This window comes from Streptomyces sp. NPDC048600 (genome assembly GCF_055587025.1).
Map to the genome: position 1 here is coordinate 140161 of NZ_JBVJGZ010000006.1, position 23097 is coordinate 163257.

At 74.2% G+C, this 23097-nt stretch carries 16 protein-coding genes, 1 tRNA gene and 1 pseudogene; 10 read left to right on the forward strand and 8 right to left on the reverse strand.

Features of this window, described 5'->3' with window-relative positions; translation table 11 throughout:
• Positions 1-139 precede the first annotated feature (139 nt).
• Complete coding sequence (locus tag ACZ6SQ_RS10560; RefSeq protein ID WP_469559075.1) at positions 140-622, forward strand: tyrosinase family oxidase copper chaperone; 483 nt, start codon at positions 140-142, stop codon at positions 620-622.
• On the forward strand, positions 606-1472 hold the full coding sequence (locus ACZ6SQ_RS10565) for a tyrosinase family protein (protein ID WP_469559077.1): 867 nt from the start codon (positions 606-608) through the stop codon (positions 1470-1472). Before ACZ6SQ_RS10560 ends, ACZ6SQ_RS10565 begins: the two co-directional genes overlap by 17 nt.
• A gap of 84 nt (positions 1473-1556) precedes the next feature.
• Here ACZ6SQ_RS10565 and ACZ6SQ_RS10570 read toward each other — a convergent pair whose 3' ends face one another.
• Positions 1557-1835, reverse strand: a complete 279-nt coding sequence (locus tag ACZ6SQ_RS10570; protein ID WP_386385427.1) for a chaplin — start codon at positions 1833-1835, stop codon at positions 1557-1559.
• Between the two features lie 291 nt (positions 1836-2126).
• On the opposite strand from ACZ6SQ_RS10570, the gene ACZ6SQ_RS10575 reads away from it, so the two are divergent.
• Complete coding sequence (locus tag ACZ6SQ_RS10575) at positions 2127-2735, forward strand: DUF2087 domain-containing protein (protein WP_469559082.1); 609 nt, start codon at positions 2127-2129, stop codon at positions 2733-2735.
• 64 nt (positions 2736-2799) lie between these two features.
• On the opposite strand, the gene ACZ6SQ_RS10580 is transcribed toward ACZ6SQ_RS10575, so the two are convergent.
• Positions 2800-2872 (reverse strand) — tRNA-Arg (locus ACZ6SQ_RS10580).
• Positions 2873-3191: 319 nt separating this feature from the next.
• On the opposite strand from ACZ6SQ_RS10580, the gene ACZ6SQ_RS10585 reads away from it, so the two are divergent.
• The 7 genes from ACZ6SQ_RS10585 (at position 3192) to ACZ6SQ_RS10615 (ending at position 12271) form a co-directional block, all read left to right on the forward strand.
• Positions 3192-4799, forward strand: a complete 1608-nt coding sequence (locus ACZ6SQ_RS10585; RefSeq protein ID WP_469559085.1) for a dynamin family protein — start codon at positions 3192-3194, stop codon at positions 4797-4799.
• 3 nt (positions 4800-4802) lie between these two features.
• Positions 4803-6821 carry a YfjP family GTPase gene (locus ACZ6SQ_RS10590; protein ID WP_469559087.1) on the forward strand — a complete coding sequence of 673 codons (2019 nt, stop codon included), beginning with the start codon at positions 4803-4805 and terminating at the stop codon, positions 6819-6821.
• A gap of 202 nt (positions 6822-7023) precedes the next feature.
• Complete coding sequence (locus ACZ6SQ_RS10595; protein WP_469559090.1) at positions 7024-7551, forward strand: single-stranded DNA-binding protein; 528 nt, start codon at positions 7024-7026, stop codon at positions 7549-7551.
• 331 nt (positions 7552-7882) lie between these two features.
• Entirely contained in the window at positions 7883-9307 is a 1425-nt protein-coding gene (locus ACZ6SQ_RS10600) for a Cys-Gln thioester bond-forming surface protein (protein WP_469559094.1), read from the forward strand.
• Between the two features lie 177 nt (positions 9308-9484).
• On the forward strand, positions 9485-11149 hold the full coding sequence (ettA, locus tag ACZ6SQ_RS10605; RefSeq protein ID WP_469559097.1) for an energy-dependent translational throttle protein EttA: 1665 nt from the start codon (positions 9485-9487) through the stop codon (positions 11147-11149).
• Positions 11150-11153: 4 nt separating this feature from the next.
• Complete coding sequence (locus ACZ6SQ_RS10610; protein WP_469559099.1) at positions 11154-11609, forward strand: acyl-CoA thioesterase; 456 nt, start codon at positions 11154-11156, stop codon at positions 11607-11609.
• Entirely contained in the window at positions 11606-12271 is a 666-nt protein-coding gene (locus tag ACZ6SQ_RS10615; RefSeq protein WP_469559101.1) for a DUF8185 domain-containing protein, read from the forward strand. The genes ACZ6SQ_RS10610 and ACZ6SQ_RS10615 overlap by 4 nt, the downstream gene beginning before the upstream one ends.
• Before the next feature lie 306 nt (positions 12272-12577).
• Here ACZ6SQ_RS10615 and ACZ6SQ_RS10620 read toward each other — a convergent pair whose 3' ends face one another.
• The 6 genes and pseudogenes from ACZ6SQ_RS10620 to ACZ6SQ_RS10645 form a co-directional block, all read right to left on the reverse strand.
• On the reverse strand, positions 12578-13531 hold the full coding sequence (locus tag ACZ6SQ_RS10620) for an ABC transporter ATP-binding protein (RefSeq protein ID WP_469559103.1): 954 nt from the start codon (positions 13529-13531) through the stop codon (positions 12578-12580).
• Positions 13532-13640: 109 nt separating this feature from the next.
• A complete protein-coding gene (locus tag ACZ6SQ_RS10625; RefSeq protein WP_469559590.1) occupies positions 13641-16370 on the reverse strand; it encodes an FtsX-like permease family protein in 2730 nt (909 codons plus the stop codon).
• Positions 16371-16429: 59 nt separating this feature from the next.
• Positions 16430-19668, reverse strand: a pseudogene (locus ACZ6SQ_RS10630) (ABC transporter permease).
• Positions 19669-19941: 273 nt separating this feature from the next.
• A complete protein-coding gene (locus ACZ6SQ_RS10635; protein WP_386385452.1) occupies positions 19942-20346 on the reverse strand; it encodes a globin in 405 nt (134 codons plus the stop codon).
• Between the two features lie 136 nt (positions 20347-20482).
• Positions 20483-21685, reverse strand: a complete 1203-nt coding sequence (locus tag ACZ6SQ_RS10640) for an FHA domain-containing protein (RefSeq protein ID WP_469559106.1) — start codon at positions 21683-21685, stop codon at positions 20483-20485.
• Between the two features lie 48 nt (positions 21686-21733).
• Entirely contained in the window at positions 21734-23080 is a 1347-nt protein-coding gene (locus tag ACZ6SQ_RS10645) for a vWA domain-containing protein (protein WP_469559108.1), read from the reverse strand.
• Positions 23081-23097 lie beyond the last annotated feature (17 nt).

Below are 23097 nucleotides of genomic sequence, written 5' to 3' on the forward strand. Positions count from 1 at the left end.
GCCCGGGAGGGGAGACACCGTCCGGGCCCCGCACGTGCGCCGTTCCTCCTATGGACCTACGGAAGGTGACCGCGCGGGGCGGACGGCGGTTACCGGTGCGGGGTGCACACGGCACCCCGAACCGGACGAGGAGAGCGCGATGGTCGTTGGTGTCGGCGGAGTGGCGGTCGGGGCGGAGCAGGGTCCCGCGAGACGGGCGAGCGGAACCCGACGCGACATGCTGCGCGGGCTGGCCGCGTCGGCGGGCGCGCTGGCGCTCGCGCCGGTGGTCGCCGCCTCCCGGCCGGTGCGCGCTGAGCCGGCCGACGGCCGCCCGGGCGAGGAGGCGTTCGACGAGGTCTACCTGGGCCACCACATCCGCGGGATCAAGACGCTGCCGGGCCGCACCTTCGGCGACGGCGAGTGGCACGTCACCGTCGACGGCCGGCCGCTCCAGCTGATGCGGCGCGCCGACGGCACCTGGCTGACCATGGTCGACCACTACGCCTCCTACGCCACCCCGCTGGAGGCGGCCCGCGCCGCCGTCGAGGAACTCGGCCCGGCCCAGAAGCTGCGGGAGACGACCCGCCACCACCATCACGACACACAGCAGGGGGGACACGGCCATGGCGTACGTCCGTAAGGACGTCAGCACCCTGACGAGCGCCGAGCGGCGCCGGTTCGTCAAGGCGATGCTGGAGCTCAAACGGCGCGGCGAGTACGACGAGTTCGTACGGATGCACATCGAGTACTACGTCGCCGACGGGGAGGGCGGTCTGCGCACCGCCCACATGGCCCCGTCCTTCCTGCCCTGGCACCGGCAGTTCCTGCTGGACCTGGAGAGGGCGCTGCGGCGCGTCGACCCGTCCGTGACGCTGCCGTACTGGGACTGGACGCGCAACCGTGCCGCGAACTCCGTGCCGTGGACGTCGGACCTGCTCGGCGGCAACGGGCGCAGCTGGGACCGGCAGGTGACCACGGGGCCGTTCGCGTACCGGACGGGCGCGTGGACGCTCAAGGAGGGGGTGACGGACGCGGAGTTCCTCACCCGGGACCTGGGCCGGGCCCGCGCCCCGATCGCGCTGCCGACGGCGAGCGACGTGGAGTGGGCGGTGAAGGACCCGGTGTACGACGTGGCGCCCTGGAACTCCACGTCCGCCCGGGGCTTCCGCAACAAGCTGGAGGGCTGGGGGACCGGCTCCGGCAGCGCGGCCTGGCGCAACCACAACCGGGTACACCGCTGGGTCGGCGGGGTGATGGTCGGCGGGGCCTCGGTGAACGACCCGGTCTTCTGGCTGCACCACGCCTTCATCGACCTGCTGTGGCAGCGCTGGCAGCGGCGGCACAGTGTGCACCGCTATCTGCCCGCCCGTCCGCCGGGCCCGGGCGATCCGCAGCGGGGCCGGGTCGTGGCGCGGCTGGAGAAGCTGCCGCCGTGGGAGGTGACACCGGACCGGCTGGAGGACGTCAGCCGGATCTACCGCTACGCCTGAGCGGCGGTGACGTCCTCCGCGGGACAGGTGAGAGCCCCGGCGCTCGGAGTGCCGGGGCTCTCGTGTGCGGTCGCGGACGAACCGTCAGCCGCCGTAGCCGTAGTCGCCCTCGGCCTCGGGGCCGTCGACGTTGGCGCAGGTGTTGCCGAACGCGGGGTTCAGCAGACCGACCACGTCGATCGTGTTGCCGCACACGTTGACCGGCACATGGACGGGGACCTGGACGAGGTTGCCCGAGAGCACGCCGGGCGACCCGACGGCCTCGCCGGCGGCGCCGGCGTCCGCCAGGGCCAGGCCGGCCCCGCCGATGGCCATGGCACCCGTGCCGAGGGCCACCACGGCCGCCTTCGCGATGCGAGACATCACGTTCTCCTTCTTGCTCGACTGAAGAGGGCGACGGCAGGTCTCGCCGCCGCACTTCCCCTTCAACGCGGGGGGTGGGGGCGGGTCACGGTGGAGACGGCCGGATCACTCTTTCCGAACAGTGCGGACCGTTCCGTGCGAGCGGACGCGCAGGGCTCCGCGCGGGGTGGGCTGCGCGGAACGCCTCCTTCGGGCGGACGCTTCGGGCGGACGCGGGAGCGGGCGTCACGCCCCCGCGTGGCCCCGGTAATTCACCTCCGGCCCGGCGGCGGCCTGCACTAGCCTCGCGGGATGACGACGAGCGCGCGGACGGCGCAGGACGCGACAGCGGGCCCCGGACCCGGCACCGGCCTTCCCGGGGAACGTTCCCCCGAACGGCTGATCGGGCTGTTCGCCGAGGAGAGCCGGGTACGGGCCTTCGCGGCGGTGGCCCTCGGGGCGGCGAGTCCCGCGGAGGTGGCCGAGCGGGCCGGACTGACCGCCAGGGGCGCGGCCACGGCCCTGGCGCGGCTGCGGGAGCACGGCGCGGTGACCGGCGGACCCGACGGGGAGCTGGGCGTCGCGTACGACGTCTTCCGCGACCTGGCCCGCGCGGGACGGCCCAGGCCCGCCGACGGCCCCGGCACGGGGGACACGCGCACCGACATGGTCCTGCGCACCTTCGTCCGCGAGGGCCGGCTGGTACGGCTCCCGGCCCGCTGGAACCGCCGGGAGCTCGTCCTGCGGCACATCGCCGAGCAGAGCTTCGTGCCGGGCGTCGCCTATCCGGAGCGCGTGGTGGACGAGAAGCTGCGCGCCTGGTGCGAGGACGGCGAGGTCGACCATGTGACCCTGCGGCGATATCTGGTCGATCTGCGGCAGCTGAGCCGCAGCGAGGGCGTGTACAGGCGCTTGGCCTGACAACGTTGTGCCTTGCCCCGTACCAGCGAGAAGACCGGCGTTTTCGCTGGTCGAAGGGAACTTGCGCCCCCGGCAGGACTCGAACCTGCGGCCAAGCGCTTAGAAGGCGCCTGCTCTATCCACTGAGCTACGGGGGCCGGGTGTGGCCTCGGTCGTGGGTGCCCGGGTGCGGGCTGAACCCTGACGTCGCCGGGGACAAGGATAGGGCTCCCCGATCCGTGTCCCTGCCGCCTCTCCTCCGTGGCTCGATGTGGAGGTTCGGTGAAGCGGTCCTGATAATCGCAGGCAGTGACGAATCGTGCATCGCTTTTGACGTCTCGGACCACGGGTGTTGTGCACTCGTTATGCCTGGACTCGACCGGTGTCCCGGACGTCCCTTCCGCCCCTTCTGTCCTGTCGGCACGCAGAGATGCCTATATGCTTCAGAATTCCCCTGAAATTGGGCATTCTTCGCATGTGGTGACCTTGGACGTACGGCCTCAGCTGCTCGACGCACTCTCCGCCCTGCGCGACCGTGTCGCCGCCGCACGCTTTCCGCTGCCCCTGGCGGGGGCTCCACGCGCGCGTGCCAACCGCGACGAACTGCTCGCGCAACTGGACGACTATCTGGTGCCCAGGCTCAGAGACCCTGAAGCACCCCTGCTCGCGGTCGTGGGCGGATCCACCGGGGCGGGCAAGTCCACCCTGGTCAACTCCCTCGTGGGACGGCGGGTCAGCGAGGCGGGCGTGCTGCGGCCGACGACCCGGACACCGGTGCTGGTGTGCCACCCGGAGGACCATCACTGGTTCAGCGGCATGCGGGTGCTGCCCGACCTCACCCGCGTCTGGGTGCCCCACCAGGAGCCGGAGGACCTGCTGCTGCCCGGCGAGCATCCCGCGCGCGTGCTGCGCATCGAGACCGCCGACACCCTCCCGCGCGGCCTCGCCCTCCTCGACGCCCCCGACATCGACTCCCTCGTCGCCGACAACCGGTGCCTGGCCGCCGAGCTGATCTGCGCCGCCGACATCTGGATCATGGTCACCACCGCCGCCCGCTACGCCGACGCCGTGCCCTGGCATCTGCTGCGCACCGCCAAGGAGTACAAGGCGACCCTGGTGACCGTCCTCGACCGGGTTCCCCACCAGGTCGTCTCCGAGGTGTCCCGGCAGTACGGCGCCCTGCTCACCAAGGCCGGCCTCGGCGAGGTGCCCCGGTTCACCGTGCCCGAACTGCCCGAGTCCGCCTGGGGCGGCGGTCTGCTGCCCGCCAGCGCGGTGGCCCAGCTGCGCACCTGGCTGGTGCACCAGGCCCAGGACCCGGGCGCCCGCCAGTACGCCATGGCCCGCACGGCGTACGGCATCCTCGACTCGCTCAAGGCCCGGATGCCCGAGCTGGCCGGTGCCGCCGCCGCGCAGTACGCCGCCGCCCTGCGGCTCACCGCCGCCGTCGACTCCGCCTACGACAGCGAGCACACACGCGTGCGCAGCCGGCTCCAGGCCGGAGCCGTGCTCGCCGGAGGCGCCCTCAAACGCTGGCGGGCCTTCCCCCTCGACTGCACCGCCGCCGAACTGCTCGACGCGCTCGTGGACAGCCTCGGCGCCCTGCTGCTGTGCGCCGTCACCGCCGCCGACGAGCGTTCCGACGACGCCTGGCGCCGCGAGCCCGCCTCGGGCGCCCCGGAGCTGCTCGCCGCCCGCGAGCCGCAGGCGGAGAGCGCCGAGCACCGCATCGGGATGGCCGTACGGCGGTGGCGGCGCGAGCTGGAGGAGTTCGCCGAGGAGGAGATCCGGGGCGTCGAGCGGAGCCAGGCCCCCGACCCCGAGGCGATCGCGGCGCTGGTCGCCACCGCGCTGCTCGGCGGACGCCGGGCGCGCTCCGCGGGCGAACGGCTCGCCGAGCGGCTCGGGGCGCACGGGGCGCTGCGGCTGCGAGACCGGGGCGGACGGCTGCTCGCCGAGCACGTCGACCGCGTTCTGCACACCGAGCGCGAGCGGCGCCTCGCCCCTCTCGACGGCCTCGACGTCCACCCCGAGCCGCAGGCCGAGCTCATTGCCGCGCTGTCCGTACTTCAGAAGGAGAGGTGACCGGTGACCGCCGTAGCTGACCAGGACCACACGGATCACTCGGATCGCTCGGATCGCTCGGACCGGACGGGCCGCGCGGAGCACGACGCTCCCACCGGCGGCCCCGGCGAGTCCGCCGACGGTGACCGGGGCGGTCACGGCCGGGACACCGCGGGGGAGGCCCCGCGCGAGCCGGCCGCCGAGGAGACCGCACAGGCGCCCGGCGAGGTGCCTCGGAAGGCTGCGGACGGCGCCCACGCGCGCGTGCCCGAAGAGGAGACCGCGGGGGCGGGTCCCGCCCGGCGTACGAACGACCCACGGGGTGCCGACGGCGGTGAGGCGCGGCCCGATGAAGGCGCGGGCGGCTGGGACGACGGGCTGATCGCGCGGCGCGTCAACGAGGACGAGCAGGCGGCCGCCGCGGCGGAGAGCAGGGTGTCCGTACCGCTGACCTCGGCCCCGCTGGCGTACGACGGCGCGCTGCGGTCCCGTCTCGACGCCCTGCGCGAGCTGGTGGGGCTCTCCCGCACCCGGCTGGACAGCCGCACGCTCGCCGAGGCCGGCCGCGTGCTCGACGAGGCGGCCGCGCGGCGCAGGCTCTCCGGGCAGCACACGGTCGTCGCCGTCGCGGGCGCCACCGGCAGCGGCAAGTCGCAGCTGTTCAACGCGCTCGCCGGGGTGGCGATCTCGGAGACCGGCGTACGACGGCCCACCACGGCCCTGCCGATCGCCTGCACCTGGAGCGACGGGGCGGCGGCCCTCATCGACCGGATCGGCATCCCGGGCCGGCTGCGCCGGCGGCCGGTGCAGAGCGCGGAGGCGGAGGAGCAGTTGCGCGGGCTGGTCCTGGTCGACCTGCCCGACCTCGACTCTGCCGCCGTACAGCACCGCGAGCACGCGGAACGGGTGCTCGCGCTGGTCGACGCGGTGATCTGGGTCGTGGACCCGGAGAAGTACGCCGACGCCGTGCTGCACGAGCGCTATCTGCGGCCGATGGCCGGGCACGCGGAGGTGATGTTCGTCGTCCTCAACCAGGTCGACCGGCTGCCCGGGGAGGCCGCCGAACAGGTCCTCGACGATCTGCGCAGACTGCTCGACGAGGACGGGATCGCGCTCGGCGAGTACGGCGAACCCGGCGCGCACGTGCTCGCGCTGTCCGCGCTCACCGGGGACGGAGTCGGTGAACTGCGCGAGGCCCTCGGCCAGTTCCTGGCCGAGCGGGGTGCCCCGGCGCGGCGGATCGCCGCCGATCTGGACTCCGCCGCCGTGGGACTGCGGCCCGTGTACGCGACCGGGCTGCGGACGGGGCTGAGCGAGGAGGCGCGCGACGAGTTCGCCGCCCGGCTCGCGGACGCCGTGGGCGCGACCGCTGCCGGCGAGGCCGCCGAACGGGCCTGGCTGCGCAACGCCAACCGGGCCTGCGGGACGCCGTGGCTGCGGCTGTGGCGCTGGTACCAGGACCGGTACGACCCGGTGACCGGGCGGCTGGCGCAGCGTTCCCCGGCGGACGAGGAGGCGACCGCGCGGCAGCGGGTGGAGCAGGCCGTGCGGATCGTCGCCGAGCGGGCGGCCGTCGGGATGCCCGCGCCCTGGGCGCAGGCGGTCCGGGAGGCGGCGGCGCGCGGCGCCCACGGACTGCCCGAGGCGCTGGACGAGCTGGCGGCCCGTGCGGGGCTGCCGTCCGGGAAGCCGCCGCGGCCGGGCTGGTGGCCGGTGGCCGTGCTGTCCCAGGCGGCGATGACGATCCTTCAGGTGGTCGGCGGGCTGTGGCTGGTCGCGCAGATCGTCGGAGTCATGTCGCCGAACCTGGGTGTGCCGGTGCTGCTGATGGTCCTCGGGATCGTCGGCGGACCGCTGGTCGAGTGGGGCTGCCGGATGGCCGCGAGGGGGCCCGCCCGGCGCTACGGGCAGGAGGCCGAGCGCAGACTGCGGGAGGCGGCCGCGGGGTGCGGGAGGGCGCGGGTGCTGGATCCGGTGGCGGCCGAGCTGCTGCGGTACCGGGAGGTGCGGGAGCAGTACGGGAGGGTTGTGGGGGTGGGGTGAGGGCTTGAGGCCTGAGGGCTCGGGAGTCTGCGGGGGCGTGGGTCACCCGGACGGGTGGCGGGGTTGTCCACAGGCCGGGGACGGGTCCACAGGGCGCGGCGGGCCTCGTGCGGGGCGGGCAGTCTGGCATCGCAGCCGTACGGGAGCGGCCCGTACGGGAGTCCGCCCGGCGGAAGACGACCGGGCGCGGGAGGGGTTCGCGATGAACGAGACGATGATCTGCGCGGTCGGCCGGGTGGCCACTCAGCCGGTGTACCGGGAGCCGGCGACGGGGCCGTCGGCGCGGTTCCGGCTGGCGGTGACCGCGCGGTACTGGGACCGCGAGAAGAGCGTGTGGACCGACGGGCACACCAACTTCTTCACGGTGTGGGCCAGGCGCCAGCTGGCCACCAACGCGGCGGCGTCGCTGAACGTCGGCGATCCGGTGCTGGTACAGGGCCGGCTGAAGGTGCGCCAGGACGTGCGCGAGGGACAGAACTGGACCTCGGCCGACATCGACGCGGTGGCGATCGGCCACGACCTGGGGTGGGGCACGTCGGCCTTCCGGCGGGGCGGCGCGAAGGCGGAGGCGGGCGAGGAGGGCGCGGCGGGGCGGCCCGAGCCCAACTGGGAGACGCCGGTGGCGGATTCGGTGCGGGGGCCGGACGAGCCGGACCCGGCAGACGGGCCGGAGACCGGGGACCCCTCCCACTCGGCCCAACGGACACCCGAACCGGCAGCGGTGACATGACGTCAGCCGCCTGAGACGGACCCGGCCCGAACCCCGGCCCACCGGCCGGAACGCCGTGCGCCGTGCCGGACGTGACACCGGACGTGACGCCGAACGCGCGGTCGGCGCGCGGTGAACGAACCGGTGGATTTGTCGATAAGCCCTGCTCGCGGGCCGGTTCCGGCGATAACGATTGCGAGTCGGATCACCGGTCCGACGATATGACGGGGCGGAGCGGGCGCGCGGCCTACCTAGGATGCCGAGAGTAGCTCTCGGGGCTGCTGATGCTGCTGGTGGGACCCGGGGCCGGTGCGACCGCCGGCCCAACCGGCCCCGCGAGAAGGGGAATCGCGTGATCTCTTCGCTCACCGCGCCGGTCGCGGTGTCCGTGCGCGGGCGGGGCGCGGTGCGCCTGGCCGCCGCGACGCTGGTGTCCGGGCTCGTCGCCGCCGGTGCGCTGGCCGCCGCGCAGCCGGCCGCCGCGGACGAGGCGCCGCAGCGAGGGCAGGGCGGGGCCGTCGCCACCATGGGCGGCATGGAGACCTACGGCACGGCGGTCATCCACGGCGAGGCCGGGGACCAGGAGGTCCCGGCGGGCCTGTTCGAGATGTCCGTCGAGGGCGGCGGCACGCTGCGCACGTACTGCGTGGACCTCTACCACCCGACGCAGCGGGAGGCGAAGTACCGCGAGGCGTCCTGGAGCGGGACCTCGCTGGGGGCCAACAGGAACGCGGGCAAGATCCGCTGGATTCTCCAGAACTCCTATCCGCAGGTGAACGATCTCGCGGAGCTGGCCCGGCAGGCGGGCATCGGCGGCGGCCTGACCGAGCAGGACGCGGCGGCCGGCACCCAGGTGGCGATCTGGCGCTGGTCCGACGGCGCCGACGTGGTGGCCCTCGACCCGCAGGCGGAGCGGCTGGCCGACCATCTGGAGAAGAGCGCCCGTTCCCTGGCGGAGCCGAACGCCTCGCTGACGCTGGACCCGCCCGCGGTGTCCGGGCGGCCCGGGGGGCTGCTCGGCCCGGTGACCGTGCACACCAACGCACGGAGCGTGACACTGACGCCGCCCGCGGACTCGGTGGCCGGCGGGGTGCGGATCGTCGGCAAGGACGGCGAGCCCGTCACCACCGCGCGCAACGGCAGCCAACTGTTCTTCGAGGTGCCCGAGGACACCGCGCCCGGCTCGGCCGAGCTGACCGTGCAGGCCTCCACCACCGTGCCGGTCGGCCGGGTCTTCGCCGCCGAGAGCCGCAGCCAGACGCAGATCCTGGCCGGTTCCAGCGAGTCGACCGTCTCGGCCACGGCCAGCGCGACCTGGGCGGACAGCGGGGCGATACCCGCCCTGTCGGCCCGTGAGAACTGCGCCGAGGGCGGGGTCGACCTCACCGCCGCCAACACCGGCGACAAGCCGTTCACCTTCGAGCTGATGGGCATCGAGCACACCATCCCGGCCGGGACCACACGCACGGTGACCGTCCCGCTCCAGGAGGACCAGGCCTACGACTTCACGATCACCGGCCCGGACGGCCACGCCAAGCGCTTCAGCGGCGTCCTCGACTGCCGTACCCAGGGCGACACCACCACCGACGAACGCACCCAGCTGATGACCGAGCCGAGCCCGGCCACGGTCGGCGGTACCCCCGCCGACGTCAACCTCGCCAGCACCGGCAGCACCGACGCCACCCCCCTCATCGGCGGCACGGCCATCGCCCTCGTCCTCATCGGCGGCGCGGTCCTCGTCCTCCTCCGCGGCCGCCAGCCGGACCCGGACGCCTGACCCGGGCCCCCGGGAGCCGGCACCCCGGGGCGAGAGCGGCCCGCGGCGACCCGGCGACCGGCGGGAAAGCCCAGGTCAGAGGGTCACAGGGTTACGTATTTCCGCCCGAGGGTGGCCGTCGGGCAAGATGGGGTGTATCTGCCCACTGCCAGATTTCAAGCTGCCGGACGGTTTCTCTTGGCTGAGTACATCTACACCATGCGCAAGACGCGCAAGGCACACGGCGACAAGGTCATCCTTGACGACGTAACGCTGAGCTTCCTGCCCGGCGCGAAGATCGGTGTGGTCGGGCCGAACGGTGCCGGTAAGTCCACCGTTCTGAAGATCATGGCGGGGCTCGAGCACCCCTCCAACGGTGACGCGTTCCTGTCGCCCGGCTACAGCGTCGGCATGCTGCTCCAGGAGCCGCCGCTCGACGAGTCCAAGACCGTTCTGGAGAACGTGCAGGACGGCGCCGCCGAGGTCATGACCAAGCTCAAGCGCTTCAACGAGGTCGCCGAGCTGATGGCGACCGACTACTCGGACGCGCTGCTCGACGAGATGGGCAAGCTCCAGGAGGACCTCGACCACGCGAACGCGTGGGACCTGGACACGCAGCTGGAGCAGGCCATGGACGCCCTGGGCTGCCCGCCCGGCGACTGGCCCGTCACCAACCTCTCCGGTGGTGAGCGCCGCCGCGTCGCGCTGTGCAAGCTGCTGCTCGAGGCCCCCGACCTGCTGCTCCTCGACGAGCCCACCAACCACCTGGACGCCGAGTCCGTGCAGTGGCTGGAGCAGCACCTCGCGAAGTACCCCGGCACCGTCGTCGCCGTCACCCACGACCGGTACTTCCTCGACAACGTCGCCGAGTGGATCCTCGAGCTGGACCGCGGCCGCGCCCACCCCTACGAGGGCAACTACTCCACCTACCTCGACACCAAGGCCACCCGCCTCAAGGTCGAGGGGCAGAAGGACGCCAAGCGCGCCAAGCGGCTCAAGGAAGAGCTGGAGTGGGTGCGGTCCAACGCCAAGGGACGCCAGGCCAAGTCCAAGGCCCGCCTCGCCCGCTACGAGGAGATGGCCGCCGAGGCCGACAAGATGCGGAAGCTGGACTTCGAGGAGATCCAGATCCCGCCGGGCCCGCGTCTGGGCAGCATCGTCGTCGAGGTCAGCAACCTCTCGAAGTCCTTCGGCGAGAAGGTCCTCATCGACGACCTCAGCTTCACGCTCCCGCGCAACGGCATCGTCGGCGTCATCGGCCCGAACGGCGCCGGCAAGACCACGCTCTTCAAGATGATCCAGGGCCTCGAGACCCCGGACTCCGGCGCGATCAAGGTCGGCGAGACCGTCAAGATCTCGTACGTCGACCAGAGCCGCGAGAACATCGACCCGAAGAAGACGCTGTGGGCCGTCGTCTCCGACGAGCTCGACTACATCAACGTCGGCCAGGTCGAGATGCCGTCCCGCGCCTACGTCTCCGCCTTCGGCTTCAAGGGTCCCGACCAGCAGAAGCCGGCCGGCGTGCTCTCCGGCGGTGAGCGCAACCGCCTCAACCTGGCGCTCACCCTCAAGCAGGGCGGCAACCTGCTGCTCCTCGACGAGCCGACCAACGACCTCGACGTCGAGACCCTCAGCAGCCTGGAGAACGCGCTGCTGGAGTTCCCCGGCTGCGCCGTCGTCGTCTCCCACGACCGCTGGTTCCTCGACCGGGTCGCCACGCACATCCTCGCCTACGAGGGCGAGTCCAAGTGGTTCTGGTTCGAGGGCAACTTCGAGTCGTACGAGAAGAACAAGATCGAGCGGCTCGGCCCGGACGCGGCGCGTCCGCACCGTGCCACCTACAAGAAGCTGACCCGGGGCTGATCTCTTGCGCCACCTCTACCGCTGCCCGCTGCGCTGGGCGGACATGGACGCGTACGGCCACGTCAACAACGTGGTGTTCCTTCGCTATCTGGAGGAAGCCCGGATCGACTTCCTGTTCCGTCCGGAGAAGGACTTCCAGCAGGGGTCCGTGGTGGCGCGCCACGAGATCGACTACAAACGGCAGCTCGTCCACCGGCACAGCCCCGTGGACATCGAGCTGTGGGTCACGCAGATACGGGCGGCGTCCTTCACCCTCACCTACGAGGTGAAGGACGACGACCAGGTGTACGTGCGGGCCTCGACGGTCATCGTGCCGTTCGACTTCGAGGCTCAGCGGCCGCGCCGGATCACCGCGGAGGAGCGGGAGTTCCTCGAGGAGTACACGGACGACGACGCCTCGGCGGACGCCGTCCCCGTCGGCTCCGGTTCCGGTGACAAGGAGGAGGCCGTCGCCGCATGACGGTGCTCCATCCCGCCGACGAGGGGGAGGCGGCGGATCTCGCGGCCTTCCTCTCGCGGCTGCTGCACTACGACCGTGCCGCCGCGGTGCGTCTTCAGGCCGCGGGCACGGCACTTGCCGTCTTCGGGCGGCCGCCGTCCTTCGAGGTGCTGGCGATCCGCGCGGTGCGGCTGGCCAAGCCGTACGAGAACGGGCTCGACATCACGCTCGACGTGACCGTCTCCGTGGGTGAACTCCTGGAGGGGGTCGACGAGTCGGCCGCCACCGTGACCGTGCCGGGGGCGGTGACCGGGCCCGCCTGGGCCGGGGTGCTGCCGCCCCGGGGCGGGTGGGAGCCGGTGAGCGGGCTGCCGGCGGCCGACGCGCTGCGGGGGTTGGTGGCGGCGGGGGTCGCCGAGTTCCGTTCCCGGAGTGATGAGTTGGGCGCGGAGGGGCGTACGCGGGGGGAACTCGACCGGATCGGGCGGGAGATCTGGTCGCGGACCGTGGGCGACACGGGGTTGCCTGTGCGGGTGGTGCATGCCGCGCAGGCGCTTGGGTTTTTGCGGGGCGGCGATCCCGTGCTGTTCTCCTCCGGGGGGTGGCTTCGGTTGCGTACGCCGTACGGGTCGGTGGCTCTGCGGAGGGGTGGGGTCGGGGTGCTCGGTGTGAGCGTGCGGTAGCGCGCCTGCGGGGGGTTCGGGTTCCGGGGTCCGGTTTTTCGGGGTTCCAGGGGCTTGGCTCGGTGGGTGGGTGCGGGTGCGTCGTGGCTTGTCGCGCAGTTCCTCGCGCCCCTTGGGCCGTGCCGGGTTCTGTGTGTGGCGTGGTGCGGGTTCGCTGTGGTTGTTCGCGCAGTTCCCCGCGGCCCTTGGGGGCGTGCCTGGTTCTGCGCGCGTGTCATGGTGCGGGTTGGCTGTGATGTCTCGCGCAGTTCCCCGCGCCCCTTCCCGGAAGTGTTTGCGCAGTTCCCCGCGCCCCTTTAAGGGGGGTCAGGGGGTTTCGGTTTCTGGCCAGATGGAGACGTGGTCTTCTTCCAGTTCCAGGGCTACTCGGTCTCGCATGTCGAGGGCCTTGGTGTATTCGGCGGGGAGTTGGAGGCGGCCGGCTCGGTCGAGCATGGCGTACTCGCGGGCGACGACCGTCTCGTGGCCGGTCTCCTCGTCGATGCGGCTGCGGCGCAGGACCTCCGTGGAGGTGCGGCCGTCGCGGATGGCGACCGTGCGGCGGACTTCGTCGGCGACGGTCTGGTCGTGGGTGACGATGACGACGGTCGTGCCGAGCTGCTCGTTCGCGGTGCGGAAGGCGCTGAAGACCTGCTCGGCGGTGTGGGTGTCGAGCTCGCCGGTGGGCTCGTCGGCGAGCAGTACGGCCGGGTTGTTGGCGAGGGCGACCGCGATCGCGCAGCGCTGCTGCTGACCGCCGGACATCTGGTGCGGGCGGCGGTCGCGCAGCTCGGCGATCTGAAGCAGCTCCAGCAGTTCCAGGGCACTCCGGCTCTGCGCGCGGCGGCCTCGGAGCGAGCCGGACAACCGCATGGGCAGCAGGACGTTCTGCGCGGCCGTGAGATACGGCAGGAGGTTGCGGGAGGTCTGCTGCCAGACGAAGCCGACCACCTCGCGGCGGTAGGCGAGCCGGTCCCCGGCGGTCATGGCGAGCAGGTCACGGCCCGCGACCCGGGCGGCTCCGGCGGTGGGGGTGTCCAGGCCCGCCAGGATGTTCATCAGCGTCGACTTGCCGCTGCCGGACGCGCCCACCAGTGCCATCAACTCGCCCTCGCGGACCAGCAGATCGAGACCTTGGAGGGCCTGCACCTCGACGCCGTCCGCGGTGAAGACCCGCACCAGCCGGTCGCAGGTGATCAGTGCGTCGTGGCCGTAGGCGGGGGTCTCGCGGGCTGCCGTGACCCGCTGGGCCAGGTCGGCGAGGGTGGGGTTGGTCGTCATCGTCGCCCTCCTGGGGAGCCTTCGGATCTTCCCGGACGTCCCGGGCCCGGCGGGCTCGCCGGTCTTCCGGGACTTCCCTGACGTCCGGGACCTTCTGCACGTCGGCCGCTCATCGCGCGTCCCCCGCCCTCAGTTCCGTCACCGAACCGCGGCGGCCCGTCCACCAGGCCTGGACCGCCGCCACGCCCACCGTCACCAGCAGTACCGCCAGCGCCGGTACGGCGAGGGAGACCGGGTCGGTGCGCAGTTCGGCCGGGACCGGCACGGCGCCGGCGGTGGGTAGGGCGAGGTCCGTCAGGTCGACACCCGGGGCGAGGAGCCGGATCGTGGCCCAGCCGGTGAGGACACCGCCGAGTGCGGCGAGGCCCGCCTGGGGCAGGGACTCCAGGACCAGCAGCCGGCGCCCCTGGGCCCGGGTGAGGCCCATCGTGCGCAACCGGGCGAGCAGCGCGCGGCGTTCGGGCGCCGTGCGCATCAGGGACAGCAGCAGGGTGAGGACGGCGTACCCGGCACCGGCGGCGACCGCGGCGGCGTAGACCCGCTCGGCGCCGGACTGGAGGGGCGAGTCGACGTTCGCACGCCGTTCCTCCGTCCGCAGCCGGACGTCGATCGCCGGCCCGGCCGCCTTGCGCAGCGCGGCCCCGTCGACGCCCCGCCCGGTGATCAGCACCATGGTCGGCCGGGCGGCCTCGCGGCTGAGGCCCGCACGGTCCACCAGCAGGAAGTCGGTGCCGGACAGGGCCGGGGTGCGGTCCCGCACGAGGACGATCCGGACGGTGATCCGGGTGCCGTCCTGCATCCGGACCGGGAAGGGCCCGGTGCCGTAGGTCGCGGCGGCGGCGGGGGAGGCGACGGCGGGCAGCGGGCCGCCGGCGGCGGGCGCGCGCAGGGTCCGCGCGGGGAAGGCGCCGATGCCGGTCGCGTCGGCGAGCTCGGCGTACGGGGCCGGGTCGACGCCCACGACGGGCAGGCTCTGCCGGTCGTGCGGGCGGGCCTGGTAGGCGATGCTCAGGTCGGTCGTCCCGCGCACCCCGGGCACCCTTCGGGCCTGGCCGGGCAGCCGGTCCGGCAGGGCCTCGACCGACTCGACGCGGGCGTCGGCGCCGACGGAGAGCAGGGCGGCCTCGTCCCGGGCCTCGGCCACCCCGGCCAGGACCGAGCCGCCGAACGCGGCCGTGGTCAGCGCGGTCGACAGCGCCAGCAGCGGCAGTACCGCGGAGACCGTGGTACGGCCCGCACGGGCGAGGGACAGATGGCCGATCGCGCCCCGCAGCCGCGCGGCGGGACGGGCGAGACCGCGCAGCGGCAGCGGATAGAGACGGACCAGGACCAGGGCGGCGATCACGGCGACCAGCACCGGCGCGGCCGACATCAGCCGGTCCCCGGTGCCGCTGTCGCCCGCCGTGCCGCGTCGGCGCAGGGTCTCCACCGCGCCTGCCGCCAGCACCAGCAGGGTGAGTTCGGCGACCGTGCGGCGCCGGGAGGGCCGTACGGAGGTCAGGTCGGTGCGGGCGGTGTGCACGCCCACGGTGAGATGGGCGGCGGCCGCGCGCAGCGGCAGGGCGAGACAGCCGACCGCGAGGACGGTGAGCGCGGCGAGGGCCGCGGGGGCGAGGCGGGCCCCGGGCAGGGCGAGCACGGCCGCGGCCAGGCCGGCGGCCGCGGCGGGCACGGCGACGGCGGACGTCTCGCCGAGCAGCCGGACGGCCAGGCCGGCCACGGAGGCGCCGCGGGCGCGCAGCAGAGCGAGTTCGGCGCGGCGCCGGTCCGCGGCGAGGCCGCCCGCCATGACCAGGACGACCGCGGCGACCGTGCCCGCGCCGACGGCCGCCACCGAGATCAGCGGTGCGATGCTGTCGCGCTGACGCTCGAAGGACCGGAGGACGTCGTCGAGGCCGGAGGTGGCCTCGGTGCGGGGGTCGGTGTAGCCGCGGGAGTCGCGCAGGGCGGGGCCGGACTCCAGCGAGGCGATCGCGGACTTCAGGCCGGACAGGTCGTGGCTGTGCAGGGCGTCCGGTTCCGGGGCCAGGTTCCAGTAGCGGGCCGGGGTGCCGGGGGTGCCGAGGAGGACCGGGCCGGCCGCGGGGTGCAGCAGCAGGGCGCCGAGCCAGTAGGCGTTGTGGTCGGGGTCGTTGGGCAGGTAGACGAGGGTGGGGGTGCGCAGCAGCGGCACGGTCGACCAGTAGGCGCCGGACGGCTCGCGCGGGGTGACGATGCCGGTGATCCGGACGGCCACGGGGTCGCGTTGCAGGCCGGGCACGTGGATCACCGAACCGACGCGGATGTGCAGGCTCCGGGCGGTGGCGACGGTCACGGCGGCCTCGACCTCGGCGGTCGCGGAGGTCGTCGCGCGGGCCCGCGGCAGCCGGCCCTCGGCCGGGCGCGTGTGGGCGGCCAGACCGTTCTGGGCGTTCAGTGTGACCCGCGCGGGCAGTCCGCTCGGGCGGGCCAGGAAGCGGTCGGGGACCTCCATGGGGGTGTCGGTGCGCACCCCGTGGGAGGACTGGGCGGGGTCGACGGCCAGGGGCGCGCGGACGGTGCCGAGCACGGCGTCGAACTGCGCGTCCAGTTGCTCGGGCCGCATCGCCTCTTCCTGGTGGGCGGTGGGCTGGTCCGTCCAGGGCTGCGGGGCGGAGAGCTGGACCGTGGTGCGGTCGGGCCGGGCTTCGGCGACGGCCCGGCGCAGGCCGGCGTCCTCCTGGCGGTCCAGGGCGCGCGGGAACGCGGCCGCCAGGCACGCGGTCAGCGCCACCAGCGCCGCCAGTGCCCAGGCGGCGCCCGGCGCGGCCCGCAGCCGGGTCCGCACCCAGGGCGCCACGAGGGACTCGCCCCCGGGCACCGTGGCCCCGCCCGGCTCTTCCTCGGCCTCCGGCCGTCCGGGTCCCTCCGTACGCACCCTCACTCACCCCCCTGCCGCAGCGCGGTCGCCGGATCGGCCCGGCGCAGCGCGAGTACGGCCGTCACCAGCAGCGGGGTGACGATCACCGCCGCGAGCAGGAGCGCCACCCGGCCGGGCGGCAGCTCCACCAGCAGTCCGGGGACCGGGCGCGTGGCCTGCGAGGTCAGCACGATCAGCGGGACCACGGCCCGGGTCAGGACCGTGCCGAGTGCCGTGCCCACGAGCAGGGCGAGCCCGACCAGGACGCCCTGTTCGACGGCGATCGTGCGGGCCAGCCGGCGGCGGCCCGCTCCCAGCGCCCGCAGCACCGCGAACTCGGCGTCCCGCTCCCGCAGCGATCCGGCCGCGCTCACCGCGAAGCCCACCGCGGCGAGGGCGGCCGCCACCAGGGCCGCGGCCGCGAACGCGGCGCCGGGGCCCGCGCCGAACGGGTCGTCGCGCAACTGCTCGGCGATCTCGTCGCGCACCAGCACCTGGGTGGGGTCGATGTCGGGCCGGGCGCGCAGCTCCGCCGCCGCGGCCCCGGGGTCGGCCGTCGTCAGCCACCACTCGGTCGGTTCGACGCCGGTGGCGTAGCGGGCTTGGAGGACCCGGTTGGCCGACCGGAGGTCGACGAGGATCGCGCCGCCGGTGCTGTCCTCGGGCGTGGTCGGCAGGGCGCGCACGGCGGCGACGATCCGGACCGTCAGTCTCTCGACGCCCAGGGCGATGTCGACGCGGTCGCCGGTGTGCGCGCCGACGGATTCGAGGTAGCGGTCGGTGGCGACGGCGGTGAGCTGGGGCGTGTGCGGCTGCCGGACCTCCAGCCGCACGCTCAGCGTCGCGGGGAACACGTAGCCGTCCATCGGCAGATGCCCGTGCCGTAGGAGACGCTCAGGTCCGGCCGGGTGGTCAGCCTCGGCCTGGTCGGGTTGGCGAGGGAGTCGGGCAGGAGGTCGGGGTTGTCCGTGCGGACGGTCGCGCGCCAGTCGGCCGACGTCGCGACACGCCGTACGGTGCCGTCCGCGGACTCGGCGGTCAGCTCGCGCACGGTGAGACGGTGGTTCTCGTCGACGGCGTAGGGCTGGGGCAGGGTCATCTGCACGGCGGTGAGCCGCACTTCGGCGGTCGCGGGGAGGTCCAGGGTGAAGGTGCGGGGCCTGCCGTCGGCGGGGAGGGAGCCGGCCTGGAACTCGTACGGTGTGCCGTAGAGGTCCTCCACGGAGACCGTGACGTCGCCCGCCTCGCGGGAGCGCGGGCTCGCGGCCAGGACGGCCGTCAGACGCAGCCGGGTCGTGCCGACGGGGACCTGCACGCCGTTGCGGGCGCCGTCGGGCGCGAGGCCCGACAGCAGCGGGCGCACCGGCTCGGACGCCAGGTCCGGGCGCAGCAGCATCGACTTCGACGCCTGGGCGGTGTCCAGGGCCAGTACGGTCGCGATGCGGTCGCCGGACAGGGACTGGGTGGTACGGACGGCCGGGGCGAGCGCGGCGACGTGGGGGAGGGTCGCGTACTCCTCGGCGCGGCCGAGCCCCGCGTCCCCGGCGGCCAGCACGCGCACCGGGGCCCCGGCGCGGAAGTCGGCCTGGTCGTCCTGCGAGCGGTCCCACGAGGCGCCCTGGCCGATGGCGAGCATGCCGAGGGCGATGGCGAGCACCAGCAGCAGCACGGGGCCCGCGCCGCGCATCGGGCGGCGGCTGAGCTGCCAGCCCGCGAGGGCGGCCGCCAGGCCCCGGCCGCCGGCCGCCCGGTGCTCGGCGAGCCGGGCCATCGGCGGCAGCAGGCGCAGGGTGAGCACGGTTCCGGCGAGCAGGGCGAGGGCGGGCGCGGCGACCAGCAGGGGGTCGACGCCGAGGGTGCCGGAGGAGTCGCCGGTGACCGCGCCGGACTCCTGGTGGTCGAGCTGCCAGTAGGCGACGGCGGCGACCACCAGCAGGCCGAGGTCCGCGCCTGCGCGCAGCGGGGCGGGCAGGGCGGCGGCCCGGCCCGCCCGGAAGCCCTGCGCGGTCAGCGCGGGCAGGGTGACCGCCAGGGCGCAGCCGAGTGCGGTGCCGCCGGCCACCAGCCAGACGCCGAGCCGGTCACCGGCGGGGCTGTCCAGACGCAGCCCGATCCGGGCCAGCTCGCCCTGTCCGGCGAGCAGCCCGGTCAGCCGCGGGGCGAGCAGCGGTCCGACGACCACCGCGGGCAGCGCGAGGAGCAGGGCCTCCAGGGCGGCGTGGCCGGCGATCCGGGTGCGGGAGGCGCCGCGGGCCCGCAGCACGCGGGTCTCGCCCGCGCGCTCGGTGCTCAGCAGGCGGGCCACCAGCAGCAGCGCGTACAGGGCGAGCAGGACCAGTTGGAGGGCGATGATCAGCAGGGTGGAGCGGGAGACGAGCTGCGAGCGTTCGACGTCGTCCAGGACGGCGGGCAGTTCGGTGGTGGCGGCGGTGGTGCCGCGCAGCGCGGTGCCTCTGCGCAGGGCGTCGCTGCCGGTCTCGGCGGACGCGCGCAGGGCGTCGATCCCGCCGGTGGTCAGGGTGCGGAAGTCGGCGGAGGCGACCCAGGCGGAGGGCCCATCGACGAGCTTCCCGCCGGCCAGGGTCCCGGGGGCGGCCAGCAGCGGGCCGTAGGTGACGAAGCCGCCCTTCTTCACGCCGCGTCCGCCGAGGTCGTCCAGCTCCCAGTACGGGTCGGTGGCCGTCGCGGGGCGGTAGACGCCGGTGATGTGGAGCCGGACGTCCGGGCCGCGGAGCCGGGAGGTGAGGGTGAGCCGGACACCGGGCCGCAGCCCGAGGCGTTCGGCGGCGGTCTGCGGCACGGCCGCCTCGACGCTCCCGTCGCCGCCGGGAGGACCGGGCAGTCGTCCGGACACCAGCCGTACCGCCGCCGGGTCCAGGGCCGCGAAGTAGGTCAGGTCCGGCTCGGTCTCCTCGTCGTCGGCGCCGGGCAGCGCGTAGGAGCCGGAGCGGGTCATCGTGCGCACGGTGACCGGGTAGCCGTCGAAGGTGCGGCGCGCGGCCTCGCGTACGGCGGTGTCGGCGGCGGCGCGGTCCTCGCGCGGCACGTCCGCCTTGACGACGAGGGCGACGTCGGCGGCGTTGCGCGGGTCGCGCAGGGAGTGCCGCAGGGCGGCGTCGCCGATCGCGCCCGAGTACGCGGTGAGGGTGGCCAGTACGGCCGTGGTCAGCAGGACGGTGAGCAGTGCGGCGGCGAGCAGCAGCCGATGAGCGCGGGCGCGCAGCAGCACGAAACCCGCAGCCCCCGTGAACCCCGTCACCCGGCCCCCCGCCGTTCGCGTCCCCGTTGCGGTCCGTTTCCAGACCTTCGGGCGATGCTGGCAGAGGTTGGGCGGCGGGGGTAAGCGGTTGTGGATCAGGCTTGACCTGATCGTGACCGGAATTCGACGTCCGGCGACCGGAATCCGGGCTTCGGCGCACGCGCCTGGGCGCCGGGTGGGGCCTGGGCTTCGATGCGCGGGCCGGGATGCCGGGTGGGCTCCAGGCTGCGGCGCGCGGCGGACCGTCGGCCGGGGCGGGCCGGTCGGCGGGGGTCAGTCCGCGGTGTTGACCATCGAGGCGGCCGCGTACTCCAGGTAGTTCCAGAGCGTGTGCTCGTGCTCCTCGGAGAGGCCGAGCTCGTCCACGGCGACGCGCATGTGCCTCAGCCAGGCGTCGTGCGCCGCGCGGTCCACGGTGAAGGGGGCGTGGCGCATCCGCAGCCGGGGGTGGCCGCGGTTCTCGCTGTATGTGGTCGGCCCGCCCCAGTACTGCATGAGGAACAGCGCCAGGCGCTCCTCGGCCGGGCCCAGGTCCTCCTCGGGGTACATCGGCCGCAGGAGCGGGTCCTCGGCGACCCCCTCGTAGAACCGGTGCACCAGACGGCGGAAGGTCTCCTCCCCGCCGACCTGCTCGTAGAAGGTCTGCTCCTGAAGCGTGCCGCGCCGAATCTCTCTCACGCCCCCATGCTCTCAGACAGGGGGACGGAGGACTCAAGGCCTAGGACCGGCCCGGAAAGGCCCGGGTCGCGGCTCCCTCCGGCGGGTGCCCGGCCCGGAGGGACCCCGGACCCGGGCCCCTCCGGCGGAACTCCGGTCAGCCCCGGCGGACCGTGATCGTCGTCCACGCCCCCACGTGGACCCGGTCGCCGTCCTGGAGCGGGATCGGGACGAACGGCTGGATCGGCTCCTCCGAGCCGTTGACCGTCGTGCCGTTGGTGGAGTTCTGGTCGACGATCGCCCAGTTGCCGTCGGGCTGCTGGACCAGCACCGCGTGCTGGTGCGAGACGCCCGGGTCCTCCGGCGGCACCGACAGGTCGATGTCGGGGGTCTCGCCGGTGGAGTGGCGGCGGCGGCCGATGGTGACCTGGTTGCCGGTCAGCGTGCGCTGCTGCTCCGGCGAGTACGCGGGCAGGTTCAGCCCCGCGGCCTCGGGGCCGGAGCGGTGCATCATCGCCATGAAGTACTCGCGGTCCGGGCCGACCGTCGCCGTCCAGATCGCCGGGCGCGGGGGCGCGGGCGGAGCGCCCTGTCCGGGGCCGCCGGGCTGCGGGTAGCCGTAGCCGCCAGGCATGCCGGGAGCGCCGTGGCCACCGGGACCGGGCATGCCCGGACCGCCGTGGCCGCCGGGACCGCCCGGGGCGCCGGCCGACGGCGGCGAGAGCACCCAGTCGTCGTCACCGCCGGTCGCCGGGCCCTGCGGGTACCCGGGGGCGGGCGGGGGCGGGGCCGGCTGCTGGAACGCCTGCGGGGCGCCGGGCACACCGGGGCCGCCGGGACCCATGCCGGGCATGCCCGGGGTCGGCCCCGGCGGGGGCGGCACCGGGCGGGACGGATCGGCGCCGTAGGGCGGGCTCGGCGGGATCGGCTCGGCGGGGCGGTTCATCTGGGACGGCCGCGAGTCGCGGTAGTCGAAGGAGTCCGTGCCGCCGAACGACGGCCCCGCGGGCGGCCGCTGGTACGGCGCGCCCTGCCCGCCGGCCGGCGGACGCGGGGCGGCCGGGGTGTACGAGGTCGCCGTGTTGGTCAGGAAGTTCCACCGGCACTCCTCGCAGAACGGCGCGCCGCCCTCACGGGGCGTACGGCACTGCGGGCACAGCTCCGGCTGCCGGTCCGGTACGCCGGACAGGTGCGGTGCACCCGGGCCGCCGGGCGCAGGGGGCGGTGACGGGAAGCCGTAGCCGCCGGGCGCCGGGGGCGGCGGGGGCGGCGGCGGAGGTACGGCACCGGCCATGCGGTGACCGCACACCTCGCACCAGTCGTCGGAACCCGACTGGTGTCCGTTCGGGCAGGTCGGCATGTCGGCGCGTCCCCCTTTCCTTCACAGTCCTGCAGCGGTCGTACTGCGTCACTTCTTGACACGAACGGTCTTGGTGGACCGGGTTTCGAGAGTCATCTCGTCGGCCTCCGCGACCTTCGCCTTCAGTCGCACAGTACCCGCCGCCGCGTCGACCACGTCCACCACCTTCGCAAGCAGTTTCGCAGTATCGGCATTTCCGGAGGCGCTCGCGAGCTGAACGGCACGGCCCAGTTTGGCCGTTGCTCCGTCCATATCGCCCACTTTGCGTGCGTCCAGTCCCTGTTGGATGACCTGTGCCAGTTCGGCCTGGCCGGTGTAGTGGGCGACCTGAGGGTTGATCGACGTGGAGGCGGCCATGTCGTCGGTCCACACGGCCCGCACCAGACCCTGCGCGCCGAGGTTGCGGACACTGCCGTCGGGCTCCGGGATCACCAGCGAGACCCGTGCGGCCAGCATCTCCTGGCCGACGTTCGCGGCCGGGACCTCGACGCAGACGTGGTAGTCACGGGACTCGTCGCCCCAGGAACCGGTGGGGTAGTCGCCCGCGCGCGGGCCCGCCTCGGTGCGCCGGCCCGTCAACTCCTCGACGGTCGGCGCGACCTGCTTGACGAACCGGATCGTCGTGCCGACCGGCGTCCACAGCCGCAGGGCCACATCGGCGACTTCCTTGCCCATCGCCGTCTCCATCATCCCCGTGAAGTCGGCGGCGAGCGCGGCCGGGTCGGCGACGATGTCGGCGGTGCCGAGCAGCGCCGAGGCGATCCCTGTGACTTCTTTCACTTCCCAGTCGGTGCCCACGCCCCGCGCGTCACAGGTGAACCGGCCGGCGCAGTCGTCCAGCGCGGCGCGCAGATCCTCGGGTGACTCGTGTTCATTGCGGCCGTCGGTGAGCAGGATGCCGTGCCGGATGGCGACGTCCGCCGAGGACAGCAGCCGGTCGGCGAGCCGGAGCCAGGTACCGATCGCGGTGCCGCCGCCCGCGCTCAGCCGGCGCAGCGCCTCCTTGGCCTCGGCGCGGGTGCCGGCGTCGGCGACCGCGAGCCGCCCGCCGCCCGGGTAGACCTCCTTGGCGACGTGCGTGCCGCCGATCACCGCGAAGTGCACGCCGTCGCGCAGGGTGTCGACCGCGGCGGCGGTGGCGTCGCGGGCGTTGCGCATCTTGGCCGGCGGGTAGTCCATCGAGCCCGAGCAGTCGACCATGACCGCCACCGCGGCCGACGGGCCCTGGCCGGGCGTGTAGACGTGCGGTGCGGTGACCGCGCTGCCGATGGTGCCGCCGCCGGTGGCGGTGACGGTGACGATCGCGTTGACCTCACGGCCACCCTGGGGCAGGTACTCGTTCTGGTACACGTCCACCGAGAACTGCGGCACGTTCGGTTTCGAGAAAATGGCCATGCCTGTCACATCCCCCT

Excerpts from the sequence above, each read along its gene's own strand:
- ACZ6SQ_RS10620 (WP_469559103.1), bottom strand. The coding sequence starts at position 13,531 with ATGACGACCAACCCCACCCTCGCCGACCTGGCCCAGCGGGTCACGGCA.
- ACZ6SQ_RS10615 (WP_469559101.1), top strand. The coding sequence starts at position 11,606 with ATGACGGTGCTCCATCCCGCCGACGAGGGGGAGGCGGCGGATCTCGCG.
- ACZ6SQ_RS10560 (WP_469559075.1), top strand. The coding sequence starts at position 140 with ATGGTCGTTGGTGTCGGCGGAGTGGCGGTCGGGGCGGAGCAGGGTCCC.
- ACZ6SQ_RS10575 (WP_469559082.1), top strand. The coding sequence starts at position 2,127 with ATGACGACGAGCGCGCGGACGGCGCAGGACGCGACAGCGGGCCCCGGA.
- ACZ6SQ_RS10565 (WP_469559077.1), top strand. The coding sequence starts at position 606 with ATGGCGTACGTCCGTAAGGACGTCAGCACCCTGACGAGCGCCGAGCGG.
- ACZ6SQ_RS10595 (WP_469559090.1), top strand. The coding sequence starts at position 7,024 with ATGAACGAGACGATGATCTGCGCGGTCGGCCGGGTGGCCACTCAGCCG.
- ACZ6SQ_RS10570 (WP_386385427.1), bottom strand. The coding sequence starts at position 1,835 with ATGTCTCGCATCGCGAAGGCGGCCGTGGTGGCCCTCGGCACGGGTGCC.
- ACZ6SQ_RS10640 (WP_469559106.1), bottom strand. The coding sequence starts at position 21,685 with ATGCCGACCTGCCCGAACGGACACCAGTCGGGTTCCGACGACTGGTGC.
- ACZ6SQ_RS10645 (WP_469559108.1), bottom strand. The coding sequence starts at position 23,080 with ATGGCCATTTTCTCGAAACCGAACGTGCCGCAGTTCTCGGTGGACGTG.